20 protein-coding genes are annotated in these 21493 nt (G+C 62.6%); 13 read left to right on the top strand and 7 right to left on the bottom strand.

The features are described 5' to 3' along the window. Positions 1-13 precede the first annotated feature (13 nt). The 6 genes from MTP16_RS08820 to MTP16_RS08795 form a co-directional block, all read right to left on the bottom strand. Complete coding sequence (locus tag MTP16_RS08820; protein ID WP_243518389.1) at positions 14-1444, bottom strand: BamA/TamA family outer membrane protein; 1431 nt, start codon at positions 1442-1444, stop codon at positions 14-16. A 37-nt stretch (positions 1445-1481) separates the two neighbouring features. After that, positions 1482-2159 (bottom strand): CBS domain-containing protein, encoded by a 678-nt coding sequence (locus MTP16_RS08815; protein ID WP_243518386.1) that lies wholly within the window; start codon positions 2157-2159, stop codon positions 1482-1484. Positions 2160-2288: 129 nt separating this feature from the next. Continuing rightward, positions 2289-3071 carry an alpha/beta fold hydrolase gene (locus MTP16_RS08810; protein ID WP_243520013.1) on the bottom strand — a complete coding sequence of 261 codons (783 nt, stop codon included), beginning with the start codon at positions 3069-3071 and terminating at the stop codon, positions 2289-2291. 11 nt (positions 3072-3082) lie between these two features. Then, entirely contained in the window at positions 3083-3679 is a 597-nt protein-coding gene (locus MTP16_RS08805) for an anthranilate synthase component II (protein WP_243518374.1), read from the bottom strand. An 88-nt stretch (positions 3680-3767) separates the two neighbouring features. Next, the gene (locus MTP16_RS08800; RefSeq protein ID WP_243518373.1) at positions 3768-4298 is read right to left on the bottom strand and encodes a CvpA family protein; all 531 of its coding nucleotides are present in this window, start codon (positions 4296-4298) and stop codon (positions 3768-3770) included. 103 nt (positions 4299-4401) lie between these two features. Beyond that, complete coding sequence (locus tag MTP16_RS08795; RefSeq protein WP_243520011.1) at positions 4402-4866, bottom strand: GatB/YqeY domain-containing protein; 465 nt, start codon at positions 4864-4866, stop codon at positions 4402-4404. Positions 4867-5074: 208 nt separating this feature from the next. Here MTP16_RS08795 and MTP16_RS08790 point away from each other — a divergent pair, with 208 nt between their 5' ends. The 3 genes from MTP16_RS08790 (at position 5075) to MTP16_RS08780 (ending at position 9109) form a co-directional block, all read left to right on the top strand. Continuing rightward, positions 5075-5788, top strand: coding sequence for a pyridoxine 5'-phosphate synthase (locus tag MTP16_RS08790; protein ID WP_243518370.1), 714 nt, complete (start codon positions 5075-5077; stop codon positions 5786-5788). A 220-nt stretch (positions 5789-6008) separates the two neighbouring features. Further along, complete coding sequence (mnmH, locus tag MTP16_RS08785) at positions 6009-7037, top strand: tRNA 2-selenouridine(34) synthase MnmH (RefSeq protein ID WP_243518367.1); 1029 nt, start codon at positions 6009-6011, stop codon at positions 7035-7037. 161 nt (positions 7038-7198) lie between these two features. Next, complete coding sequence (locus MTP16_RS08780) at positions 7199-9109, top strand: T9SS type A sorting domain-containing protein (RefSeq protein ID WP_243518355.1); 1911 nt, start codon at positions 7199-7201, stop codon at positions 9107-9109. A 109-nt stretch (positions 9110-9218) separates the two neighbouring features. On the opposite strand, the gene MTP16_RS08775 is transcribed toward MTP16_RS08780, so the two are convergent. Further along, the gene (locus MTP16_RS08775; RefSeq protein WP_243518337.1) at positions 9219-10217 is read right to left on the bottom strand and encodes an AAA family ATPase; all 999 of its coding nucleotides are present in this window, start codon (positions 10215-10217) and stop codon (positions 9219-9221) included. 372 nt (positions 10218-10589) lie between these two features. On the opposite strand from MTP16_RS08775, the gene MTP16_RS08770 reads away from it, so the two are divergent. The 10 genes from MTP16_RS08770 to MTP16_RS08725 all read left to right on the top strand — a co-directional run bounded on the left by MTP16_RS08770 (position 10590) and on the right by MTP16_RS08725 (position 21448). Then, a complete protein-coding gene (locus MTP16_RS08770) occupies positions 10590-14600 on the top strand; it encodes a fibronectin type III domain-containing protein (protein WP_243518335.1) in 4011 nt (1336 codons plus the stop codon). 125 nt (positions 14601-14725) lie between these two features. Next, positions 14726-14947 (top strand): PID-CTERM protein-sorting domain-containing protein, encoded by a 222-nt coding sequence (locus MTP16_RS08765; protein WP_243518317.1) that lies wholly within the window; start codon positions 14726-14728, stop codon positions 14945-14947. Positions 14948-15045: 98 nt separating this feature from the next. After that, entirely contained in the window at positions 15046-15597 is a 552-nt protein-coding gene (gene xrtX, locus MTP16_RS08760) for an exosortase X (RefSeq protein ID WP_243518315.1), read from the top strand. Position 15598: 1 nt separating this feature from the next. Beyond that, on the top strand, positions 15599-16105 hold the full coding sequence (locus MTP16_RS08755; protein ID WP_243518312.1) for an XrtX-associated membrane protein: 507 nt from the start codon (positions 15599-15601) through the stop codon (positions 16103-16105). 148 nt (positions 16106-16253) lie between these two features. Beyond that, a complete protein-coding gene (gene paaE, locus MTP16_RS08750; RefSeq protein WP_243518308.1) occupies positions 16254-17330 on the top strand; it encodes a 1,2-phenylacetyl-CoA epoxidase subunit PaaE in 1077 nt (358 codons plus the stop codon). Between the two features lie 86 nt (positions 17331-17416). Continuing rightward, on the top strand, positions 17417-18373 hold the full coding sequence (paaA, locus tag MTP16_RS08745) for a 1,2-phenylacetyl-CoA epoxidase subunit PaaA (protein ID WP_243518305.1): 957 nt from the start codon (positions 17417-17419) through the stop codon (positions 18371-18373). 127 nt (positions 18374-18500) lie between these two features. Beyond that, positions 18501-18788, top strand: a complete 288-nt coding sequence (gene paaB / locus MTP16_RS08740; protein ID WP_243518302.1) for a 1,2-phenylacetyl-CoA epoxidase subunit PaaB — start codon at positions 18501-18503, stop codon at positions 18786-18788. 11 nt (positions 18789-18799) lie between these two features. After that, positions 18800-19600 (top strand): 1,2-phenylacetyl-CoA epoxidase subunit PaaC, encoded by an 801-nt coding sequence (gene paaC / locus MTP16_RS08735; protein ID WP_243518299.1) that lies wholly within the window; start codon positions 18800-18802, stop codon positions 19598-19600. 62 nt (positions 19601-19662) lie between these two features. Continuing rightward, positions 19663-20181 (top strand): 1,2-phenylacetyl-CoA epoxidase subunit PaaD, encoded by a 519-nt coding sequence (gene paaD, locus MTP16_RS08730; RefSeq protein ID WP_243518295.1) that lies wholly within the window; start codon positions 19663-19665, stop codon positions 20179-20181. A 106-nt stretch (positions 20182-20287) separates the two neighbouring features. Beyond that, positions 20288-21448 carry a 3-hydroxyacyl-CoA dehydrogenase NAD-binding domain-containing protein gene (locus tag MTP16_RS08725; protein ID WP_243518292.1) on the top strand — a complete coding sequence of 387 codons (1161 nt, stop codon included), beginning with the start codon at positions 20288-20290 and terminating at the stop codon, positions 21446-21448. Positions 21449-21493 lie beyond the last annotated feature (45 nt).

Below are 21493 nucleotides of genomic sequence, written 5' to 3'. Positions count from 1 at the left end.
GGCGCAAAACCATTTAGATGGGGAATTCGGCTCTGAAAAAGTAGCCTGTCTGGCCGAGGCCGTTCAGGGTATACTCGACGGTAAAGACCCGGTCGTAGTACGTGACCAGGTGCAGGCCGAGGCCAACGGAGCTTAATAACTGATTCGGCAAACGGTTTTGGGGCGGTACAACCGGCGCGACCACATAGCCGGCGTCGGTAAAGATATTGAGGTAGACGGCGAGCGGGATGGTGTTGATTTTGGGATTGTCGATGCTACCCAGGCGAATGGCGCGGGGCTTTAACAAAGCATACGACACCCCCTGCTGCACCAGGCCGTAGTGCCGGCCGTCGATAACGTACTCGTCGTAGCCCCGCACCAGGTCGGCGTAGCCCAGGGCGCGGGAGTCGGCGTAGGCCAGGTGCCGGGCGAGGCGCGTTTGTCCGCTCAGGCCGATGCTGTAGTAGAAATTGTGCCCCAACGCCAGATAGCGCGAGTAGCTGAGGTGCAGCGTGGTGATGCCGGGCGCGACACCCCCCAGAAAGACGCGGTGTGAAAGCGAGACCTGCGCGTATTGGCCGGTGAGCGGGTAGGCAAAGGTTTTGCGCTGGTTACGGGTGCTGGTGAGCGTCAGGTCGAGGTATTCGCGCTGGGTACGGCCCAGGTAATACACGGGGTTGTAAAAGTTGATGGAATCGGTAATTCGCTCACGGTGGTAGGAAACATCGAACGCGGTGAGGAACTGCACCGTGTGGCGCAGCCGCAGCCCCGCCGTGGCGTAGAAGCGCTGAATGGGAAAGCTCTCATCGGCCCGAAACGGCACGAGGCGGTCGGCTAGAGTGATGTAGTCGAGGGTGTGACTTTGGTAGTAAGACACACCCGCGCCGAGGCCCAGGCGGCGGTAGTGCCCCAGGCCAGGTGCTTCGTAGAACAACTCGTACTTGCGGTTGAACCCAAGTTGCAGGTTGGCACTGACTTGCTCGTTGCGGCCGCGGAAGTTGGTGCGCACCAAGTGCACACCGTAATCGAGCCGGCGCCAGCGGTCGGAGCGGTCGAGCCAGGAGCGCAGGTTGCGGTCGGCCAGCGAGAAGATGGGCACCGGGAAGGTGTAGAGTCGTTCCTGCAGGCCGAATACGATAAGCCACTTCCCGCCGCTGCAGCTGGCCTGCACCACCACCGCATGAAACAGCTGCAAATTGAACAAGCGGCTGCGGTTGGCTTCGAGGCGGCCGGCTATGTCGGCCACGGCCAGCGTATCGCTTTCGCGAAAGTCGAGCTCAACCCGCAGGATGCGCTCCTTGGTGACGGCATTGCCCAAAAACAGGATGGAGCCCACAGGCGCGCGGTCTACTCCCTGGCAGGGGAGCACGCGCACCAGCGTATCGGCGGGCGCTACCACAGGTTTCAGCGGGCGGGGCAGCGTGTCGGCGGGCGCCTGGCTAATGGCCGGGCTGGCCAACAGCATCCGCAGCAATAGTAAGAAGACTCCGAGCACCCGCTTATCAAACGCTCAGGTACCGCAGCAGGGCATCGTAGCGGTCCTGCTCGTCCTCATTGGGGGCAGCGGTGCCGCTGAACTGCGCCGTGACCACGTAGCCAAACCGCTCCAGCGTGGCGGTGATGCGGGTCAGGTTGTCGGTGTTTAGTTTGAGGGTGAGGCGGATGCGGGCGGGGTCGACTTCGTCCTGCGCTACCAGGGCGCTGAGCACCTTGGCATTATTCTCCTCTACGTAGCGGCTGATTTGGGTGAGCGAGTAGTCGCGCTCCTCCATGGTGAGGACGATGATGCCGCCTTGACCTCCGCCGGCCGGCTGCTGACCGAAGGCAGCCAAGGCATCGGCAATGGTGACCACGCCCGCGTACTCCTGGTGCTCATCGACGACGGGCACGAGCTGGATTTTATTTTCGATGGCCAGCTCCATCACGCGGTAAAAGTGCTGGTCGGGGCGCACGTACGTATCGGCGTAGCCGAGCGAAAGTTCGGAAAGCAGGGTTTCGGGGTCGTCGAAATCGGCCAGGTCAGACTCGGTCACGAGGCCGCGGTAGTGGCGGTTGTCGAGCACCGGCAGTTGGGCCACGTGAAACTCATCGAGCCAGCGCGCTGCTTTGCCCGCCGAATCGGTGCCTTTCAGGGGCGGAATCATTTCGTTGAGTAAGTCCTCGGCGAGCAGGGCAGGCATATTATTCAGGCTAATAATGAGGTAAACGGCAAATAAGGACGATATGGGTGGAAAGGATAAATAAAACAGTGCCCGGGGGCGTGATGGTTTAACGAACAACAATCGAGCCGCCGAAAAGATACCCGCCGTTTAGGCAGCGGCGGCGGGCGCCGTGGCAGTAGTACGCAAAAAGTGGCGCAGGTAGGCGTTGAAGCCGGCGGGACGCTCCATCATGGGGGCGTGGCCGCAGTGGTCGAGGAAGCGCAGCTCGGCCTGGGGCAGCAGGCGGGCAAACTCGTGGGCCACCGGCGGGGGCGTGATGGTATCGTTCAGCCCCCACACCAGCAGCGTGGGCACCGCTACTTTCGTCAGCTCCTTGCTCAGGTTGTGGCGCTGAGCCGAGCGGGCAATGGCAATGATGCGCAGACACTTGGCATTGGAGTTGGTGACGTTGAAGATTTCGTCAACCAGTTCCTGGGTGGCAATGGCAGGGTCGTAAAAAGTGTAGCCCACCCGCTCCTGCACATAGGCGTAATTGCCGCGCTTGGGGAAGGAGCCGCCCATGCTGTCTTCAAACAAACCGCTGCTGCCGGTGAGCACGAGGCGGCTCACGCGGGCCGGGTTGCTCAGGGCATACACCAAGGCAATGTGCCCACCCAGCGAGTTGCCGAGCACCGTGAACGACGGCGGCAGCGCCAGAGCTTTCACGAAGCCTTCGACATAAGCCACCAGGCCCGGCACGCCGGCCTGGGTGAGGGGCATGTCGTAGATGGGCAACAGGGGGATGATGACGCGGTGGTCGGACGCAAACTCCTCCACTACGTCCTGCCAGTTGCTGAGCGCGCCGAACAGGCCGTGCAGCAGCAGCAGCACGGGGCCCTGGCCTTCGTCCACGTACTCGTACCCGTGTTGGTGCTGGCGGCGCAATTCCATCTCGTTTCTCGTCAATTCCCGGCGGTTTCGGCAATGATACAACAACGGAGCCAATTGCCCAAAATTGCCAGCCCGTGCGGCGTGAGCAGGGCTTCGGGATGGAACTGGACGCCGTAGAGCGGCAGCGTGCGGTGGCGCAGGGCCATGAGTTCGGGTACCGGGCCGGTGGTGCGGGCCAGCGGCACCAGGGCGGCGGGCAACGGCTCGCGCACCAGCAGCGAGTGGTAGCGCGTGACCGGCTGAATAGCAGGCAGCCCCGCAAACAGCGGCTCGTGGGGGGCGCACTGCATATCTGAGACTTTGCCGTGCACCGGGCGCGCCGCCCGCACCACTTCGCCGCCAAAAAACTCGCCCAGCGCCTGGTGGCCCAGGCATACGCCCAGCATGGGCACCCGCTGGTGGTAATGCTGAATAACGGCGGGCATCACGCCGGCGTCGGCCGGCGTGCCGGGGCCCGGCGAGAGAACGATGGCATCAAAAACCAGTTGCTGCAGCTCCGATAATGCCACGTCGTTGCGCCGCACGATGACTTCGGTTCCCAGCTGGCGCAGGTAGTCGGCCAACGTGAAGGTGAAGGAATCGAAGTTGTCGAGCAGCAGCAGGCGCATTCTTTGAAGGGTTGAGTGTTGAGGGTTGAATGTTGAATTGAAGGAAGGATTTGGGGGCATGTGCAACTCAACATTCAACCCTCAACACTCAACCCTTCACAAACGCTGCCCGCATCCGAACCAGCAGGTCCTGGGCGATGGGCAGCACGTAGCCGGTGATTTGCAGGGCTAGCGGGGTGGCCTGCCGCACAATGGGCAGCACCTGCGAGCCAGCCACGAGGTTGGCTGAAAGCAGAGGCAGGCCTGCCAGCGCCGTGCCATGCAGCAACAGGCTCAGGCCGAGTAGCCATTTCAGCACGCCGGCCGCGCCGCCCAGCAGGTTGTCGAGCACGCCCAGCGGGGTGAGGTGCACGGCGGTTTTGAGCAGGCCGCCCAGCAGGTGCACGCCCCACATAATGCCCACAAACACCAGCGCAAACGACAGCAGCGGCAGCATCCCGAAAGCATCGCCCACGTACTGCCGCACCAGTGGCACCGCCGCCGAGAGCAGGCTGAGCCCGCCTACTGCCGCCAGCACGAAGGCCAGCAGCGACACCACCTCCAGCACCAGCCCGCGCCGGTAGCCCTTCACGGCTCCGATGCCGATGGGCAGCAACAGCAGGATGTCGAGGGCAGTCATGTTGAAAAGGTTGAGTTTTGAGGGTTGAATGTTGAGTTGCGCTTTTGCTGGAATCCCCAATAGCTGCTCATTAAACACTTAAAACTCAACCCTCAAAATTTCATTACAGGTTCGTGTTGTTCAGCAGGTGGCCCAGCACGTCGGAGATGCGCTTGCCGTCGGCCTGACCCGAGAGCTCGCGGGCGGCCACGCCCATCACCTTGCCCAGGTCGGAGGGGCCGGTGGCGCCCACGCGCTGGATGATGTGCACGAGGCGCTCCACGAGGTCGGCTTCGGTGAGCTGGGCGGGCAGGAATTCTTCGATGATGGCCAGCTCGGCCAGCTCGTTGGCCTCTAGTTCGGAACGGAACTGCTCCTTATAAATGGTGGCGGCGTCGCGGCGTTGCTTGGCAGCTTTGTTGAGGAGCTTGAGCTCGGCCTCAGGCGTGAGGCCGGCGGCGCTGGCGCCCTCGGCCGTTTCGGCCAGCATAATCTGCGATTTGATGCTGCGCAGGGCGGTGAGGCGCACTTTGTCTTTGGCCAGCATGGCTTGCTTGATGGCGGCGTCGATGTCGTTTTTGAGCATGATGAGGTGGAGTGGTGAGGCAATTGGACAAACAGAACGACGCAAAGAACGTCATGCAGAGCGCAGCGAAGCATCTTGCCCGCAGCAAGTAATCCAATCGAATGAATTGGGCTGCGCGAGCAAGATGCTTCGCTGCGCTCTGCATGACGTTCTTTTGCTTTTTCAAATTCCTCCTGCCCTCCTACCCCCGCACCCTCTTGCCCTGAAAAACATGACCAAGCTCAGCGTCAACATCAACAAACTGGCCACCCTGCGCAACGCCCGGGGCCACAACCGCCCCGACATTCTGCAGGCCGCCCGCGACATTGAGCGGTTTGGAGCCGAGGGCATCACGGTGCACCCGCGGCCCGACGAGCGCCACATCCGCTACCAGGACGTGCGCGACCTGAAGCACATCGTCAGCACCGAGCTGAACGTGGAGGGCAACCCCACGCCCGACTTCCTGGCCCTGTGCCGCGAGGTGCGTCCTGAGCAGGTGACGCTGGTGCCCGACGCCCCCGACGCCATTACCTCCAACGCGGGCTGGGACACCATCACGCACCAGCAGTTTCTGCGCGAGGTGGTGGCCGAGCTGAAATCATTCGGCGCCCGCGTCAGCATCTTCCTCGACCCCGACCTGCGCCTGCTGGAAGCGGCCCAGAGCACCGGTACCGACCGCATTGAGCTCTACACCGAAGCCTATGCCGTGCAGTACTCCGCCGACCGCGAAGCCGCCGTGGCCCCCTACCGCGCCACCGCCGCCCGCGCCGGCCAGCTGGGCCTGGGCGTGAACGCCGGCCACGACCTCGACCTCGACAACCTGGCGTTCCTGCACCAGCAGCTGCCCGAACTGGCCGAGGTGAGCATCGGCCACGCGCTGATTTGCGACGCCATTTACCTGGGCCTCGAAAACACGGTGCAGCTGTATAAGCAGCAGCTGCGGTAGGCCGGGCCGCGCTGCCGGGCCTATCCGGACAGTTCCAGAAGCACCGGGCAGCGCTGCCGGGCCTGTCCAGATGCCCCCGGAAGCACCCGCCACCGCTGCCGGGCCTATCCAGACGGCCCCGGAGGCGCCCGCCACCGGTGGTGGGTGCCTCCGGGGTGCCTTGGACGCACCAGACGCGCGCGTCCGACTGTTTTCTTTTTACGTCCGTACACCGCCCACCATGCCCCGCCACCCCCTTGCCGAGTTCGAAGCCCTGCCCTACCCCATCCTCGACGTGCGGGCGCCCATTGAGTTTGCCCAGGGCCACGTGCCGGGCGCCCTCAGCCTGCCGCTGTTCACCGACGAGGAACGGGCCCGCATTGGCACGGCCTACAAGCAGATAAGCCAGGAGAAGGCCGTGCACCTGGGCCTCGAATTCTTTGGGCCGAAGATGTCGGCGATGGTGAAACAGGCCAAAAAGCTGGCCCCCGGCAAGGAAGTGCGCCTGCACTGCTGGCGCGGCGGCATGCGCAGCGGCGCCGTGCTGTGGCTGCTGGAACTGGCCGGCTTCAAAGTGCATTTGCTCGACAAAGGCTACAAGGACTACCGCCGGGCGGTGCTGGCCGCGTTTGCCGAGCCGCGGCCGTGGCGCGTGCTGGGTGGCCTCACCGGCAGCGGCAAAACCGACGTGCTGCACGCGCTGGCCGCCGAGCACGGGCAGCCGGTGCTCGACCTCGAAGGGCTGGCCCACCACAAGGGCTCGGCCTTTGGGGCCATTGGGCAGCCCGTCCAGCCGACGCAGGAGCAGTTCGAAAACAACCTGGCCGCCGCCCTGCTGCAGTTGCCCCCTAATGTGCCGGTGTGGGTGGAAGACGAAAGCCGGCAGATTGGGCGCCTCACCATCCCGGTGGCCTTATTTGAGCAAATGCGTCAGGCCCCGCGCTACGTGCTGCAAGTGCCCCGCGAAGCCCGCGTGACCAAGCTGGCCGCCGAATACGGCGCCGAAAGCCCCGCCGAGCTGGCGGCGGCCATCGAGCGGCTGCACAAGCGCCTGGGGGGACTGGCCACCCAGCAGGCGCTGGCGGCCGTCGAGGCCGGCGACTTCGAGCGCATGGTGGAGCTGGTGCTCGATTACTATGACAAGACCTATACCCACGGCCTGGCCCTGCGCCCGGGCGAGCCGGCGCGCACCTTTATGCCCGTGGCGGGATGCAACCCTTCCGGCAATGCCGTGACTTTAATGCAAGCCGTATCGGCGGCGGGCACTTAGGGCCCTGCACATGGCCAGCCTGGCTCTTTTATCGAACGCTTTGCTCGTTGCGGCCGTAACTTGGGCGCAGCTTACGCCTGAGCACCCCCAGTAGCTGGCTGTTGAGCTTTTTTTTGTTTCGTTTTTTCCCCTCTTCATATTCACCACCTTTTCCCTTTTTCATGTTCTCATCCCTACAAACGCAGCTGAAGCGAGCTAGTCGGCTGCTGCCCGTTGCCTTGCTGCCCGTATTGGCGCACGCGCAAACCTTCAACTACACGCCCACGAACGCGCAAAACGTGGCCGGTACCTATACCGACCTGGGCACCACGGGCGCGGCCATTGCCACGGCCAACACCGACGACGACAACTCGGCGGCGCAAAACATTGGCTTCACGTTCAACTACAACGGCGCGGCCTTCACGCAGTTCGTACTGAACACGAACGGCTTTATCCGGCTGGGGGCCGCGGCGCCTTCGGCAGCCGCCCTATTTCTGCAGGAAAGCACCACCCCTACCATTCCCGACCCTATCTCCAGCACGAACCCGGCCAACGTAAACATCATTGCGCCCTTCAACATGGACCTGGCAGCGGGTACCGCCGCCGGCGGCACCGAGTACCGGGTGGCTACCACGGGCACGGCCCCCAACCGGGTGTGCACCATTCAGTGGAAGAACGTGAGCGACAAAACGGCGCTCTACGACCTGCAATACAGTTCGATAAGCTTCCAGGTGAAGCTGTACGAAACCACCAACAACGTGGAGTTTGTGTACAACACCGCCACGCAGGGCCCCAACGCCGACGACTACCGCTTTGCCGTAGTGGGCCTGAAAGGTTCGAGCTCGGCCAACGGCCAAACCGTTTTGGTGAACAAAACCGGCCCCGGCACCACGCTTTGGAGCGCGGCCACTTTCATCACCGGCTTCTACACCAACGCCACCGGCGCCTTCAACTACAGCGGCAACGTACGCCCGGATGCCGGCCGCACTTACCGCTTCACTCCTACTGTAGTGTATGCCAACGACTTGAGCGTGCAAACCATCTACACGCTGGGCACCGTTTCGAGCTACGCATCGCCGGTGGTTGTGAGTGCCGTTATTAAGAACGTAGGTAGTGCCGCCAGCACCGCCCGCAACGCCACCCTGACGGTGAGCGGGGCTACCACGTACACCACTACGCAGGCTATCCCGGCTATTGCCGCTAATGCCAGCACCACCATCACGTTCACGGCTTATCCCGTTACGGCTGCTACCGGCACCAATACCGTGACTGTGGCCGTGCCCGCCGACGATGCCGCCGGCAACAACACGGCCAGCACGCAACAAACTCTTTCGGCCGGCACCCTTTCCTACACCAATCCTGCGGTGACGACCTTCGCGGGCGGTTTCGGCTCCAACTCCACCACCGTTAACACGGCCACTTTCTACTCAAAATACACCACCAACGCCGCGTCATCGTCTGTATCGGCGGTTACGCCCACGTTCATTGGCACCGCCACTGCTTCGAACAATTATCAAGTTCTCATCCTGTCGGCAGCTTCCAACGGCAACCCGGGTACCGTACTGTACACCTCGCCGGCACGGGTGCGTCCGCTGGCTGGCGGCGATGACGTGGTATCTATCCCCAACATTGCCGTTTCGGGCACTTTCTTCGTTGCCGTGCGGCAGCTCAGCACTTCCAACTTCGGTCTCGCCTACCAAGACGAGACGCCGTTGCGTGTCGGCACTTTCTTCGCCTCCAACGATGGCATCGCCTTCACTGACTTAAGCGTAGCTGGCACTTCGTTCCGTCCTGCCCTGAGTGTTACGCTGAGCACGCTGTCAGGCACCCGCAATGACGCGCTGGCTGCCACGATGAATCTGTACCCGAACCCCGCGCACCAGAGCTTCCAGCTCACGGTACCTGCGGGTTTGCATGCCGCCACCGCTACGCTCAGCAACGCGCTGGGCCAAGTGGTGCTCACGCGCCAATTGAGCCTGCCCACCGCCGGCGGCACCACCGAATTCAACGTAAGCAGCTTTGCCCCCGGCATCTACACTCTGACGCTGAAAACCGGCAACGACCTCGTGGTTAAACGCGTGGTAGTAGAATAAACTTCTGCTACATGGCATAAAAAAGGCTGACCGCACGGTCAGCCTTTTTTTGTGCGAATAAAATAGAGCAGCAAAGTAGCGTGAAGGCAAAACCTTTTCCTGATTCTTACTAGCTAATGGGCACCTTGCGCAGAATGGCCTCAATCAGGTCCTGGGTGCGGATGCCGTCGGCTTCGGCCTCGTAGGTGAGCAGGATGCGGTGGTTGAGCACGTCGGCCGCCACTTCCTTGATGTCTTCGGGCAGCACGTAGTCGCGGCCCTCCAGATAAGCCACGGCCTTGGAGGCGCGGTGCAGGGCAATGCTGGCCCGCGGGCTGGCCCCGAATTGCACGGCCTGGGCAAACTCCGGCAGCTCGTAATCGGCCGGGCGGCGGGTGGCAAACACCAGCTCAATGAGGTACTTCTCCAGCGTGTCGGAAATCTGCACCTGGTTGATTTGCTGGCGAATGCCGAAGATATCGGCTTGCGTGAGCACCGGCTGCACATCTTCTACGAAGCTGAGGTTGGCCATGCGGCGCATCACCTCCAGCTCGTCGGCTTTCTTGAGATAGTCGACGTGCACCTTCAGCATGAAGCGGTCGACCTGGGCCTCGGGTAGTGGGTAGGTGCCTTCCTGCTCCACGGGGTTTTGGGTGGCCAGCACCAAAAAGGGCAGGTCGAGCGGATAGGTGGTGTCGCCGATGGTAACCTGTTTTTCCTGCATGGCTTCGAGCAGGGCGCTCTGCACCTTGGCCGGTGAGCGGTTGATTTCGTCGGCCAGCACGAGGTTGGCGAAAATCGGCCCCTTCTTCACCTCGAAGATGGATTGGTTCTGGTTGTAAATCATGGTGCCCACCAGGTCGGAGGGCAGCAGGTCGGGGGTGAACTGCACGCGCTGAAAGTGCAGGTGCAGCACCTTGGCCAGCGTGGAGATGGTGAGCGTTTTGGCTAGGCCGGGCACGCCCTCCAGCAGAATATGGCCGCCCGTGAACAGGCCAATGAGCAGGCGGCTGAGCAGCGGCTGCTGGCCCACCACCACTTTGCCCATCTCGGCAAATACCTGGCGGATGAGGGGATGGTAATCGATGGGAGCGTCTGCCGGAAGAGACGTATTGGAAGCAGGAAGCATAGCGGAACAGCAAGCCAAAATGAGAGCCGCAAGGTAGGCATTGTGCCCGGCTGCCACCAGAAACCGAGCCGCACCCGCGCAGGCCGTGGGCCACCGCCCATCCCCCCTTATTGGGCTGATTGCTGCAAAAACGCAACAACAGTACTTAACCAAGAGCCGTTAAGCTGAAGGGTAGCCACAGTAATCTAAGCCGTTTATATTGTAGAAGACAGATTTTAATTATGTCATCAAAATAGTACGCCGCCGCACTTTACAAAGCCGCTTATCTCTTGGGGAAAACCGCATCTAATTCGCTTGGGTCGTACCTTAACACTTATAAGTTCAAAAAAAGCTTCCTAAAACCCAGTGCCAAATCACCTTTACTTTTCGCTTATGAGAAACTTTTTACAAGCAAGGCGGCCCGCCCGGCCGCGGCCTGTATCATTCCGCACCGGCCGGCTATTGGTACTGGCCTTGCTGGTGCTGCTATTGTGCAGCACCGGCGCCCGGGCCCAGGTGTTCACCATTGGGACCAACGCGACGACTTGTTCCGGTACCATCTACGATTCGGGCGGTGCCAGCGGCAACTACCAGAATAACGAGAGCCTGACCAGCGTACTGACGCCGGCCACGGCGGGCTCGCGGGTGCAGCTGGTGTTCTCTTCCTTCAGCACGGAAGGCGCGGTTGACTTTCTGCGCATCTACGACGGGCCGACGACCTCAGCTCCTCTTATCGGGTCCCACTCTAGCACCAACAGCCCCGGCACGGTCACCGCTACCAATTCGACGGGCCAGCTCACCTTGGTGTTCTCCTCGAACGCTAGCATCGTCAGCACGGGGTTTGCGGCTTCCATTGCCTGCGTAGCCCCGCCGGCCTGTGCGGCCCCTACCTTGACGGCAGTGAGCGCGATTACAACCACCAGCGCCAACGTAGAATTCACGGGTGGCAACGGCAATACGAGCTACACCGTGAACTACACGCCCACCGGCGGCACGGCCCAAATGACCACCGGCGCGGCCTCGCCCATTGCCCTCACCGGCCTGACGCCCGGCACCCAGTACAGCGTGACGGTGACCGGCAACTGCAGCGGTGGCCTGACGGCAACTTCCCCCCTGGTCGGCTCCTTCCAGACGCTCCCCAGCGTGCCGGCCAACGACGAATGCGCGGGGGCTGTTTCGCTCGCTTCCAACGTCGCCTGTTCCCGAACTACGGGTAGCACGCTCGGGGCTACGGCCTCGACGGCGGCTGGCTCCTGCGGTGGCACGGCCGATGACGATGTGTGGTACTCATTCGTGGCCACCAACACCACGCACACCGTGACGGTGACGGGCAACATGACCTTCGACGCCGTGCTCGACCTGCGCGACGGCGCCTGCCCCGGCACCACCGTTGCCTGCGCCGATGCCACCCCCCGCGGCGGGGTTGAAACCATCACAGCCACGGGCCTGAGCGTGGGCGCGACTTACTACGTGCGCGTTTACAGCTTCTCCAGTTTTCCCCCGACGTCCAGCTCTAACGGGGGCTTCACCATCTGCGTGACGAACCCACCGGTTTGCCCAGCGCCCGCCGCCCTCTCGACCAACAGCGTCACCAACACGTCGGCCAACGTGACCTTTTCGGCCAGCGCGGCGAGCTATACCGTGACTTACACGCCCACCGGCGGCACGGCCACCACCGTCACGCCCGCCCCCACCGCCTCGCCCGTGGCCCTCACCGGCCTGACGCCCAGCACCACCTACACGGTTTCGGTGGTGGCCAACTGCACGGGCGGCCTTACGTCCACAGCCGCCACCACCACCTTCACCACCCTCGCGATGGCCAATGACGTGTGCAGCGGCGCCGTTGCCCTGAGTTGCGGGCAGAGCGTGACGGGCACCACCGTCGGGGCCACCACCGCCGGCGACCCCACCGGCACCTGCGGCGGCGCCTTTGCGAACCGGGCCGGCGTGTTCTACTCGTTTGTAGGCACAGGCGACATCGTCACGGTGAACGCCTGCACGACCCTCCAGGCCTTCACGGGCAACACGAAGGTCTTTGTGTACAGCGGCACTTGCGGGGCCCTCACCTGCGTGGACGGCAACGACGACCAGCTCACCTGCTTAACAAATGGCGTCGCTTCGCAGGTAACTTTCCCGAGCGTGGCTGGCACCAACTACTTCATCTTCGTGCAGGGCGTCAGCGGCAGCCCTAGGTTCACCCTTACTCTTACCTGCACCTCGCCCGTTTGCAACGCGCCCACAGCTTTGACCATCAATAACCTGACCCAGAACTCAGCCAATGTGAGCTTCACGGCGGGCACGGGCAACACCAGCTTCACGGCCACACTCACGCCCCAAGGCGGAACGGGCACGACGGCCCCGGTTTCCTCGCCCTTCTCCCTAATGGGCCTGGCCCCGAACACGACCTACACCCTGAGCCTGCAGGCAGCGTGCGCCGGCAGCGGCACCACGGCGGCCGTAACCACCACCTTCACCACGCCGGCCGCCCCGCTCACGGACCTGACCGTGGCCAACGGCCAGAACCTGACGGCCAGCGGCCCCTACAACAACATCACCGTGCAGAACGGTGGCACGCTCACGTTCACCGGGCCTACGTCGGCCGCCGGCGCGGTGCAGGTGCAAACCGGGGGCGTGCTCATCACCAACTGCCAGCCCCTGACGGGCAGCGGCAGCTTCGCGCTCCAAACCGGCGCGGAGCTGCGCATCTGCGACGCGACCGGCATCACCACGGCCGGGGCTACGGGCGCCATCCAGCTCACCGGCACCCGCAGCTATGCGTCGGATGCTTCCTATACCTACAACGGCACGGCGGCGCAGGTAACGGGCGCGGGCCTGCCCGCCGCCGTGCGCAACCTGACGGTGAACAACCCGGCCGGCCTCACCCTGAGCCAGGGCGTGAGCATTGCCCAGGTGGCCCGCCTCCAAAGCGGCAACCTGGCCACCAGCGGCCAGGCCTTCACGCTGCTCTCTTCGGTCAATGGCACTGCTCTTATTGATAACTCGGGCGGCGTGGTAACCGGCACCGGCACCATGCAGCGCTACCTCGACAACCGGAATGCGATTAGCTACCGCCACTACTCGGCTCCGGTGAGCAACACCACGCTGGGCGACCTGACCACGAGCAGCTTCACGCCGCAGTTCAACACCACCTACAACACCAGCGCCGCCCCCAGCCTGGTGACGCCCTTCCCCACCGTGTTTGGCTACGACCAAAACCGCGTGAGCACGGTGACATCCACCTACGTTGGCTTCGACAAAGGCTGGTTCTCGCCTGCTGGCCCCGGCGACGCCATGCAGCCCACGCGCGGCTACACAGTGAACGCGCCAAGCAGTGCACTAATTGATTTTGTGGGCTCGTTCAATACCGGCACCCAAAATTCGGGAACCCTGGCCCGCGGCACCGATGCTAGAGCCGGCTGGCAACTGCTAGGTAACCCCTACCCGAGCCCGCTGGACTGGAGCACCGTGGCCCCGGCCCAACGCCCCGGCATGGACGCCGCCGTGTACTTGTTCCAGAGCAGCGGCCAGTACAGCGGCACTTATCGCAGCTACACCAACGGCATCGGCTCCGGCTCGCCCATCATCCCGGCCGGCTCTGGCTACTTTGTGCGCGTGACCACGCCGGGCACCAGCGGCGAGGTGAACCTCACCAACTCCAACCGGGTCACCACCTATGGCTCGCAACCCCCCTTTGGTCGGAGTATGGCCGATACGCGCCCCCAGCTGCAGCTGCGCCTAGCCGGCGCCGGCCTCGCTGATGAAACCTTCCTCTACCTGGAAGCCGGCGCCACGGCCAACGTAGACGCGCAGTACGACGCCACCAAGCTGGCCAACCCGGCCGGCCTCGACTTGGCTTCGCTCGCTGGCACCACGCAGCTGGCCATCAACGGCCTGGCCCCGCTCAGCACTACCGACGTGGTGGTGCCGCTGGCCCTGCGTGTGCCGCAAGCCGGCAGCTTCAGCTTTGAGGTGGCCGATTTGGCCAACTTCGGCACGGCCACGGTGTATCTGCGCGATGCCCTGACGGGCACCCAGCAACTGCTCACGACGGGCACCCGCTACACATTTGCCCTGGTCACGGCGGGCACGGGTCGCTTCAGCGTGGTGTTCCGCGCCGCTGGGGTGTTGGCCACCACGGCTCCGCTCAATGCCGCCGCCGTTAGCCTGTACCCCAACCCCGCCCATGCCAACTTCACGGTGCTGCTGCCGCCGCTGCCCGGCCAGCGCGAGGTGCATGCCACCCTGCTCAACGCCCTGGGCCAAGTGGTGGCCAGCCGGAGCATTGGCCTGACAGCCGCCGGTGCCACCGCCACCTTCGACACCCGACTGCTGGCCACCGGCGTATACATGCTCCGGCTGCAAGCCGGCCAGCACGTTTTGGTCAAGCGCGTGGCAATTGAATAACACCATGAAATAATTGAAATGCAAACCCCTTCTGCAGTTGCTGATTGGGTTTGCATTCCAAATTATTGTTTTACATTTACTCTCACTCCATCAGGCCCGTCTCCTCCATTTTTTAGCTCCTCCACATGAAATCACTTCTCCTAACTCGTTTACTACCAACACTTACGCTGACCTTAGCCTTCGTGGGGGCCCTGTCGGCCCAGCCCGGCAGCGGGGGCCCCGGCCCTGGCACGCCCATTACCCCCACGCCTACCGATGTGCCCCTCGACGGCGGTGCCTCGCTGCTGCTGGCCGGTGGCGTGGCCTACGGCCTCAAGCGCCTGCGCGAACGTCGCAAAAAAGCTTAGTCCGCGCCATTTGGCGTATCTATTGAATACCGACGGCCTCCCTTGACTGGTGGGCCGTCGTTTTTTTTGCAGCTTTGCACACCCATTCATTCCAGCCCATGCAATCCACAGCTCCTGCCACCGCTCCGCCCGATAACCGGCTGCTGTTTCGCTTTTTGCTCGTCGCCGGGGCGCTGTACCTGGCGTGGTTTTTTGTTTACCAGCGGTGGTTGGAGCCCGATGGGCGGCTGGACGCCGCGCTCTGCGGGCAGATTGCCAGCAGCAGCGCGAGTTTGCTGCGCATCATCGGCTTCGGTGCCGCGGTAGCTCCCGCCGACGCTCAGCTCCTGCTTATGAACGGGGAGCCTTCCGTTATCGTATACCCTCCCTGCAACGGTCTGGTGTTGTACACTTTATTTGCGGGTTTTGTTCTGGCCTTCCCCGGCCCCGGGCGGCGCAAAGCGTGGTTTATTCCGGCTGGCATTGCCCTGCTTTGGCTGCTGAACGTACTGCGGGTGGCGGCCCTGGCGCTCAATCACCACTACGCACGCCAAACCGTCGACTTCAACCACCACTACACTTTTGCCATAGTGGTGTACGGCTGCATTTTTGGCCTGTGGATGCTGTGGGCCCGGCGCTTGGCCCCGGCGCCCCATGCCCCCGCAAACTAATATGCAGTCATCTTCTTTCGAGCCCGGGCGTGGACGCTGGGTGCTGGCGGCGCTGTTGCTAGCCGCATTGCTGTTACTGGGGTTTTATAAAGAGCAAATTGCCGTTTTTCTGACCGTCTGCTGGGAGCGCATGCTGGCAGCGATGGACCTGCTGCAGCGGGCCACTGCCTTGCAGCAAGGCATCGACGGCAACGTGGTGAAACGCTTGCTGCCCGCGGTGGCCACGTATGCAGCGATGTATCTGGCCGTGAGTCTGCTTCTCCTGAAGGTGTTGGTGCCGCGGCAATGGTGGCTGGTGTGGCGGTCTTATGCGGCCGGCCTGATGGTTTATGCGGCGCTGGTGCTGCTAGGCAAGTTGGGCGGCGACCTGGTGTGGGCCTACCGCCTCAGCCGGCAGCTGCTCGATTTTATCATGTGTCCCTTGCCGGTGGGGGCGCTGTACGTGCTATTGCAGTCGGGCCTGGTTGCCCCGCGCCGCGCAGATAGAACAGCGGAGCAGGGGTTGTAGCAAAACAAACACTCGTTAGCTTTTTGGGTTATAATGACTACTTTTGGAAACGCATCATTGCCCGGCTGATGTTCTTGCTCCGCATCGGAGTCAAGGCGGTTAGCCTGCAGTAAGGCGGTTGCTTCCACAGCTCATTCCCTTCCCACCCATGAGCCGGTTTCACCCACTGAAAATCAAGAATATCCGCCGCGAAACGCCCGACTGTGTGTCGGTTGCGTTTGACGTGCCGGCCGAGCTGCGCGAAGCTTTCCGTTACACGCCCGGGCAGTATCTCACGCTGCGCCGCGAGCATCAGGGCGAAGAGTTGCGCCGGTCCTACTCCATTTGCAGCAGCCCGCTGGACGATGAATGGCGCGTAGCCATCAAAAAAGTGCCCGAAGGCCGCTTCTCGACCCTGGCCGTGGACACCCTGCACGTGGGCGACACCCTGGACGTGATGCCGCCGCAGGGCCGCTTCTCGCCCACCCTGCACCCCGCCCAGGCCAAGCGCTACGCGCTGTTTGCGGCCGGCAGCGGTATCACCCCCATCCTAAGCATCGCCAAAACCGTGCTGCTGACTGAGCCCGACAGCCACGTCTACCTCGTGTATGGCAACCGGGGGCGCAACTCCATCATTTTCAAAGAAGCCATTGAGGGGCTGAAGAATAAGTTTCTGCACCGGTTGAGCGTGTACCACGTGCTTAGCCGCGAGCAGGGCGACAGCGACCTGTTTTTCGGTCGGCTGGATTATGCCAAGACGGCCGATATTTTGCAAAAGATGGTGCCCGCCGCACGGCTTGATGAGGCCTACATCTGCGGGCCCGAGGAGATGATACACGGCGTGCGTCAGGCCCTGGCCGAAGCCGGCGTGGCGCCGGATAAAATTCATTTTGAGCTGTTTGCCACCAGCAATAGCCCCGTCAATGCCCGCGCCACCGCGCCACGCCCGGTGGGCGAAGACGACCAGAAAAGCCAGGTGACGGTGCGCCTCGACGGTCGCGCCTACCCGCTGGCCATGTCGTATTACGGCGACACTGTGCTCGACGCCTTGTTGGCGGTGGGCGTGGATGCGCCGTACTCGTGCAAAAACGGCATGTGCAGCACCTGCCGCGCCCGCGTGACAGCCGGCAGCACGGAGATGGACGTAAACTACTCGCTGTCGGAGACCGAAGTGGCCAAAGGGTACGTACTTACCTGCCAGGCACGGCCAACAACGCCGGAAGTCACAGTTGATTTTGACCAATAGAACGTCATTGATGAATCTTATGCTGCGCTGCATGAGGTTCGATGTTCTACCTTTCCTTTCCAACCAACATCATCCCACCCAGTCTTATGGAAACCCTCGAACAAGTCCTCACTCCGGAAGAACAGTTTCAGGCCCGCATCGACGCCGACGTGCGCATCGAGCCCAAGGACTGGATGCCGGACGCGTACCGCAAAACCCTGATTCGCCAGATTTCGCAGCACGCGCATTCTGAACTGGTGGGCATGCTGCCCGAAGGCAACTGGATTACCCGGGCGCCTTCGCTTAAGCGCAAGTCCATTTTGCTGGCCAAGGTGCAGGACGAAGCCGGCCACGGCCTTTACCTGTATAGCGCCGCCGAAACCCTGGGCACCACCCGTGACCAGATGCTGGCCGACCTGCACTCGGGCAAGGCTAAGTACAGCAGCATCTTCAACTACCCCACCCTAAGCTGGGCCGACATGGGCTGCGTGGGCTGGCTTGTGGACGGCGCGGCCATTCTGAACCAAGTGCCGCTGTGCCGCACCAGCTACGGGCCCTACGCCCGCGCCATGGTGCGCGTGTGCAAGGAGGAAAGCTTCCACCAGCGCCAGGGCTTTGAGGTGATGCAGACGCTGTGCGAAGGCGCGCCGGAGCAAAAAGCCATGGCCCAGGAAGCCCTCAACCGCTGGTGGTGGCCCACGCTGATGATGTTCGGGCCCAAAGACGCCGACTCGCCCAACACCGAGCAAAGCATGAAGTGGCGCATCAAGCGCTTCACCAACGACGAGCTGCGCCAGAAATTTGTGGACATGATGGTGCCCCAGGCCGAGTTTCTGGGCCTGACTGTGCCGGATGAAAAGGTGCAGTGGAACGAAGAGCGCCAGGCCTACGACTTCGGCGAAGTGAACTGGGACGAGTTCTGGGCCGTGGTGAAGGGCAACGGCCTCTGCAATCACGAGCGCCTGCAAGCCCGCGTGGACGCCCACGAGGAAGGCGCCTGGGTGCGCGAGGCGGCCAATGCCCACGCGGCCAAGCGCGCCGCACGGGCTGCGGTGGCGGCTTAGTTGCAACGTCTGTCATCCTGAGCGCAGCGAAGGACCTTGTCACGTCTGCGCAAGTTGGGATGGCTACAAACTGCCAAGGCGTAATAAGGTCCTTCGCTATGCTCAGGATGACACGAAATCAATCAAAATGAATCAATCCGAATGGCCTCTGTGGGAGGTTTTTATCCGCAGCAAGCAGGGGCTTGACCACAAGCACGTGGGTAGCCTGCACGCGGCCGACGCCACCATGGCCGTCCAAAATGCCCGCGACGTGTACACGCGCCGCCTTGAGGGCGTGAGCATCTGGGTGGTGGAGTCGAAGTACATCCACGCCTCGAACCCCGACGACTCGGAGGCGTTCTTCGACCCGGCGGCCGACAAAGTATACCGGCACCCCACCTTTTACGAAGTGCCGGATTCCATCAAACACATGTAAACCTGCCTGCTATGTCTGCTACCTTGCCCGAAACCACGGCCGCGGCCGTACCCGCCAGCGCCCCGCGCCCGCTGTTTCCCTTTGTGCTGCAACTGGCCGACACCAGCCTGATTCTGGCGCACCGCCTGTCGGAGTGGTGCGGGCACGGGCCGGTGTTGGAGCAAGACTTGGCGCTGGCCAACATTGCGCTGGACCTGCTGGGCGAGGCGCGTAGCTACTACCAGTACGCCGCCGAACTGGAAGGCCAGGACCGCACCGAAGACGACCTCGCCTACCTGCGCAGCGCCGTGGAATACCGCAACCCGCTGCTGGTGGAGCAGCCCAACGGCGACTTCGCGCACACCATCGTGCGGCAGTTTTTGTTCGACAATTTCCACTACCACTTGCTGCGGGAACTGAAAGACGGCCCCGACGCGCAGCTGGCGGCCATTGCCGAAAAATCGGTGAAGGAAGCGGCTTACCATTTGAAATGGAGCTCAGAATGGGTCATTCGCCTTGGCGATGGCACCGAGGAAAGCCGTAAGCGCCTCGACAAGGCCATTGCCACACTGTGGCGGTTTGGGGGCGAATTGACGACGCCTACTGATACAGAAAAAGGCTTGCAGGCCGCGGGCCTGGTGCCCGACTACGCGGCCCTGCTGCCGGCCATGCAGGCGCACGCCGAGCACGTGTTTGCCGAAGCTACCGTGCCGCTGCCCACGGCCGTTTTTGCGCAGCTGGGTGGCAAAACCGGTCGTCACTCCGAGCATTTGGGTTACCTGCTGTCGGAGCTGCAGTACATGCAGCGCGCATATCCCGGCCTGAAATGGTGATTTTAATTTAGCTGTTAGCCTCTAGCTGCTGGCTATTAGCTCTCTACGAAAACAAGACCGTTATGGAAAAGCTAGTAGCTAATAACCAGGAGCTAACCGCCAAAGTGTGGCGGCTGCTGGCCGATGTAAGCGACCCCGAAGTGCCGGTGCTCAGTATTCTGGACCTGGGCATTGTGCGCGGGGTGAAGGTGACGGGCGAGGAAATCCACGTCACCATAACGCCCACCTACTCGGGCTGCCCGGCCATGAACGTCATTGCCACCGAAATCCGGCTGCGGCTGCTGGCCGAAGGGTTTTCCAACGTGCTGATTCATAACCAGCTCAGTCCGGCTTGGACCACCGACTGGATGAGCCAGGCCGGCCGCACCAAGCTGGAAGCCTACGGCATTGCCCCGCCCGTGGACGGCACCGCTACGGGCCATATGCTCAACCTCTTCGGCAAGGACACGGCCGTGCGCTGCCCCGTCTGCAAGTCGACGCATACGCACATGGTCAGCCAGTTTGGTTCCACCGCCTGCAAGGCGCACTACCAGTGCGACGACTGCCTGGAGCCGTTCGACTATTTCAAATGCCACAACTAAGGTGAGTTGGTGAAATGGCGAAGTGTGAGTTTGACGTTCTGTCTGCGCCACATGCGCCACTTGAAAATCAAACTCACCATCTCGCCATTTCACCAACTCACCTCACATGACCATCGGAATTATCGGCAGCGGCGCCATGGGCGCGGGCATTGCGCAAGTAGTGGCCGTGGCCGGTCACGACGTGTACCTGCTCGACCAAAGCACTACCGCGCTGGAGAAAGCCACCGCCGGCATCGCCAGCACCCTGCGCAAGCTGGCCGAAAAAGGCAAGATGACGGCCGAAGCGGCGCAGGCCGCCACCGCCCGCCTGCACCCCACCACCGACATACAGGACTTTTCGAACTGCGGGCTGGTGATGGAGGCCATTGTGGAGGAGTTGGGCGTGAAGCAGCAGCTCTTCCGGCAGGTGGAGATGGTGGTGCCGGCCGACTGCGTGCTGGCCAGCAACACCTCGTCGCTGTCCATTGCTTCCATTGCCAGCGCCTGTCAGCGGCCGGAGCGGTTCATTGGCATTCATTTCTTCAACCCGGCGCCGCTGATGGCGCTGGTCGAAATCATTCCGGCGGTGCAGACGCGCGAAGGGCTGGCCGAGGAAATGCGGGCGCTGGTGCAAAGCTGGGGCAAGCTGCCGGTGCTGTGCAAAGACACGCCCGGCTTCATCGTGAACCGCGTGGCGCGGCCCTTCTACGGCGAGGCCATCCGGCTGTTGGAGGAAGGCGTGGCCGACATGGCCACCATCGACTGGGCCCTCACCGAGCTGGGCGGCTTCCGCATGGGCCCGTTTGCGCTCATGGATTTCATCGGCCACGACGTGAACTACCGCGTCACGGAATCGGTGTTCACGTCCTTTTTCTTCGACCCGCGCTTCAAGCCTTCTTTCACCCAGAAGCGCCTGTTCGAGGCCGGCTACTACGGCCGCAAATCAGGCCGCGGCTTTTATAACTATGCGGAAGGTGCTGCCATGCCCGAGCCCACCCGCGACGAAGCCCTGGGCCAGCAGATTCTGACGCGCGTGCTGGCCATGCTCATCAACGAAGCCGTGGACGCGCTGGCGCTCAACGTGGCGTTGAAAGAAGACCTGGAACTGGCCATGACCAAGGGCGTGAATTATCCCAAGGGCCTGCTGGCCTGGGCCGACGAGCGGGGCCTCCCGCAGGTACTGGCCACCCTCGACGCGCTGTATGATGAGTACCACGAGGACCGGTACCGCGCCAGCCCGCTGCTGCGCCGCCTGGTGCGCGCCGGCCAAACATTTGCTGGCCAGTAGCCGTTTTGCGGGGCTGTTTGGCCGCTTTTTTAGCTAGAGTGGATG

Origin of the sequence: Hymenobacter monticola (assembly GCF_022811645.1) — a bacterium.
In the GTDB taxonomy this organism is placed as follows: Bacteria; Bacteroidota; Bacteroidia; order Cytophagales; family Hymenobacteraceae; genus Hymenobacter; species Hymenobacter monticola.
The sequence above is the reverse complement of the archived record's forward strand: the minus strand, read 5'-3'. Positions and strand labels throughout refer to the sequence as shown.

Bases quoted from the DNA above. Each gene is read 5' to 3' on its own strand.
- MTP16_RS08820 (WP_243518389.1), bottom strand. From the start codon at position 1,444: ATGCTGTTGGCCAGCCCGGCCATTAGCCAGGCGCCCGCCGACACGCTG.
- MTP16_RS08815 (WP_243518386.1), bottom strand. From the start codon at position 2,159: ATGCCTGCCCTGCTCGCCGAGGACTTACTCAACGAAATGATTCCGCCC.
- MTP16_RS08810 (WP_243520013.1), bottom strand. From the start codon at position 3,071: ATGGAATTGCGCCGCCAGCACCAACACGGGTACGAGTACGTGGACGAA.
- MTP16_RS08805 (WP_243518374.1), bottom strand. From the start codon at position 3,679: ATGCGCCTGCTGCTGCTCGACAACTTCGATTCCTTCACCTTCACGTTG.
- MTP16_RS08800 (WP_243518373.1), bottom strand. From the start codon at position 4,298: ATGACTGCCCTCGACATCCTGCTGTTGCTGCCCATCGGCATCGGAGCC.
- MTP16_RS08790 (WP_243518370.1), top strand. From the start codon at position 5,075: ATGACCAAGCTCAGCGTCAACATCAACAAACTGGCCACCCTGCGCAAC.
- mnmH (WP_243518367.1), top strand. From the start codon at position 6,009: ATGCCCCGCCACCCCCTTGCCGAGTTCGAAGCCCTGCCCTACCCCATC.
- MTP16_RS08780 (WP_243518355.1), top strand. From the start codon at position 7,199: ATGTTCTCATCCCTACAAACGCAGCTGAAGCGAGCTAGTCGGCTGCTG.
- MTP16_RS08775 (WP_243518337.1), bottom strand. From the start codon at position 10,217: ATGCTTCCTGCTTCCAATACGTCTCTTCCGGCAGACGCTCCCATCGAT.
- MTP16_RS08770 (WP_243518335.1), top strand. From the start codon at position 10,590: ATGAGAAACTTTTTACAAGCAAGGCGGCCCGCCCGGCCGCGGCCTGTA.
- MTP16_RS08765 (WP_243518317.1), top strand. From the start codon at position 14,726: ATGAAATCACTTCTCCTAACTCGTTTACTACCAACACTTACGCTGACC.
- xrtX (WP_243518315.1), top strand. From the start codon at position 15,046: ATGCAATCCACAGCTCCTGCCACCGCTCCGCCCGATAACCGGCTGCTG.
- MTP16_RS08755 (WP_243518312.1), top strand. From the start codon at position 15,599: ATGCAGTCATCTTCTTTCGAGCCCGGGCGTGGACGCTGGGTGCTGGCG.
- paaE (WP_243518308.1), top strand. From the start codon at position 16,254: ATGAGCCGGTTTCACCCACTGAAAATCAAGAATATCCGCCGCGAAACG.
- paaA (WP_243518305.1), top strand. From the start codon at position 17,417: ATGGAAACCCTCGAACAAGTCCTCACTCCGGAAGAACAGTTTCAGGCC.
- paaB (WP_243518302.1), top strand. From the start codon at position 18,501: ATGAATCAATCCGAATGGCCTCTGTGGGAGGTTTTTATCCGCAGCAAG.
- paaC (WP_243518299.1), top strand. From the start codon at position 18,800: ATGTCTGCTACCTTGCCCGAAACCACGGCCGCGGCCGTACCCGCCAGC.
- paaD (WP_243518295.1), top strand. From the start codon at position 19,663: ATGGAAAAGCTAGTAGCTAATAACCAGGAGCTAACCGCCAAAGTGTGG.
- MTP16_RS08725 (WP_243518292.1), top strand. From the start codon at position 20,288: ATGACCATCGGAATTATCGGCAGCGGCGCCATGGGCGCGGGCATTGCG.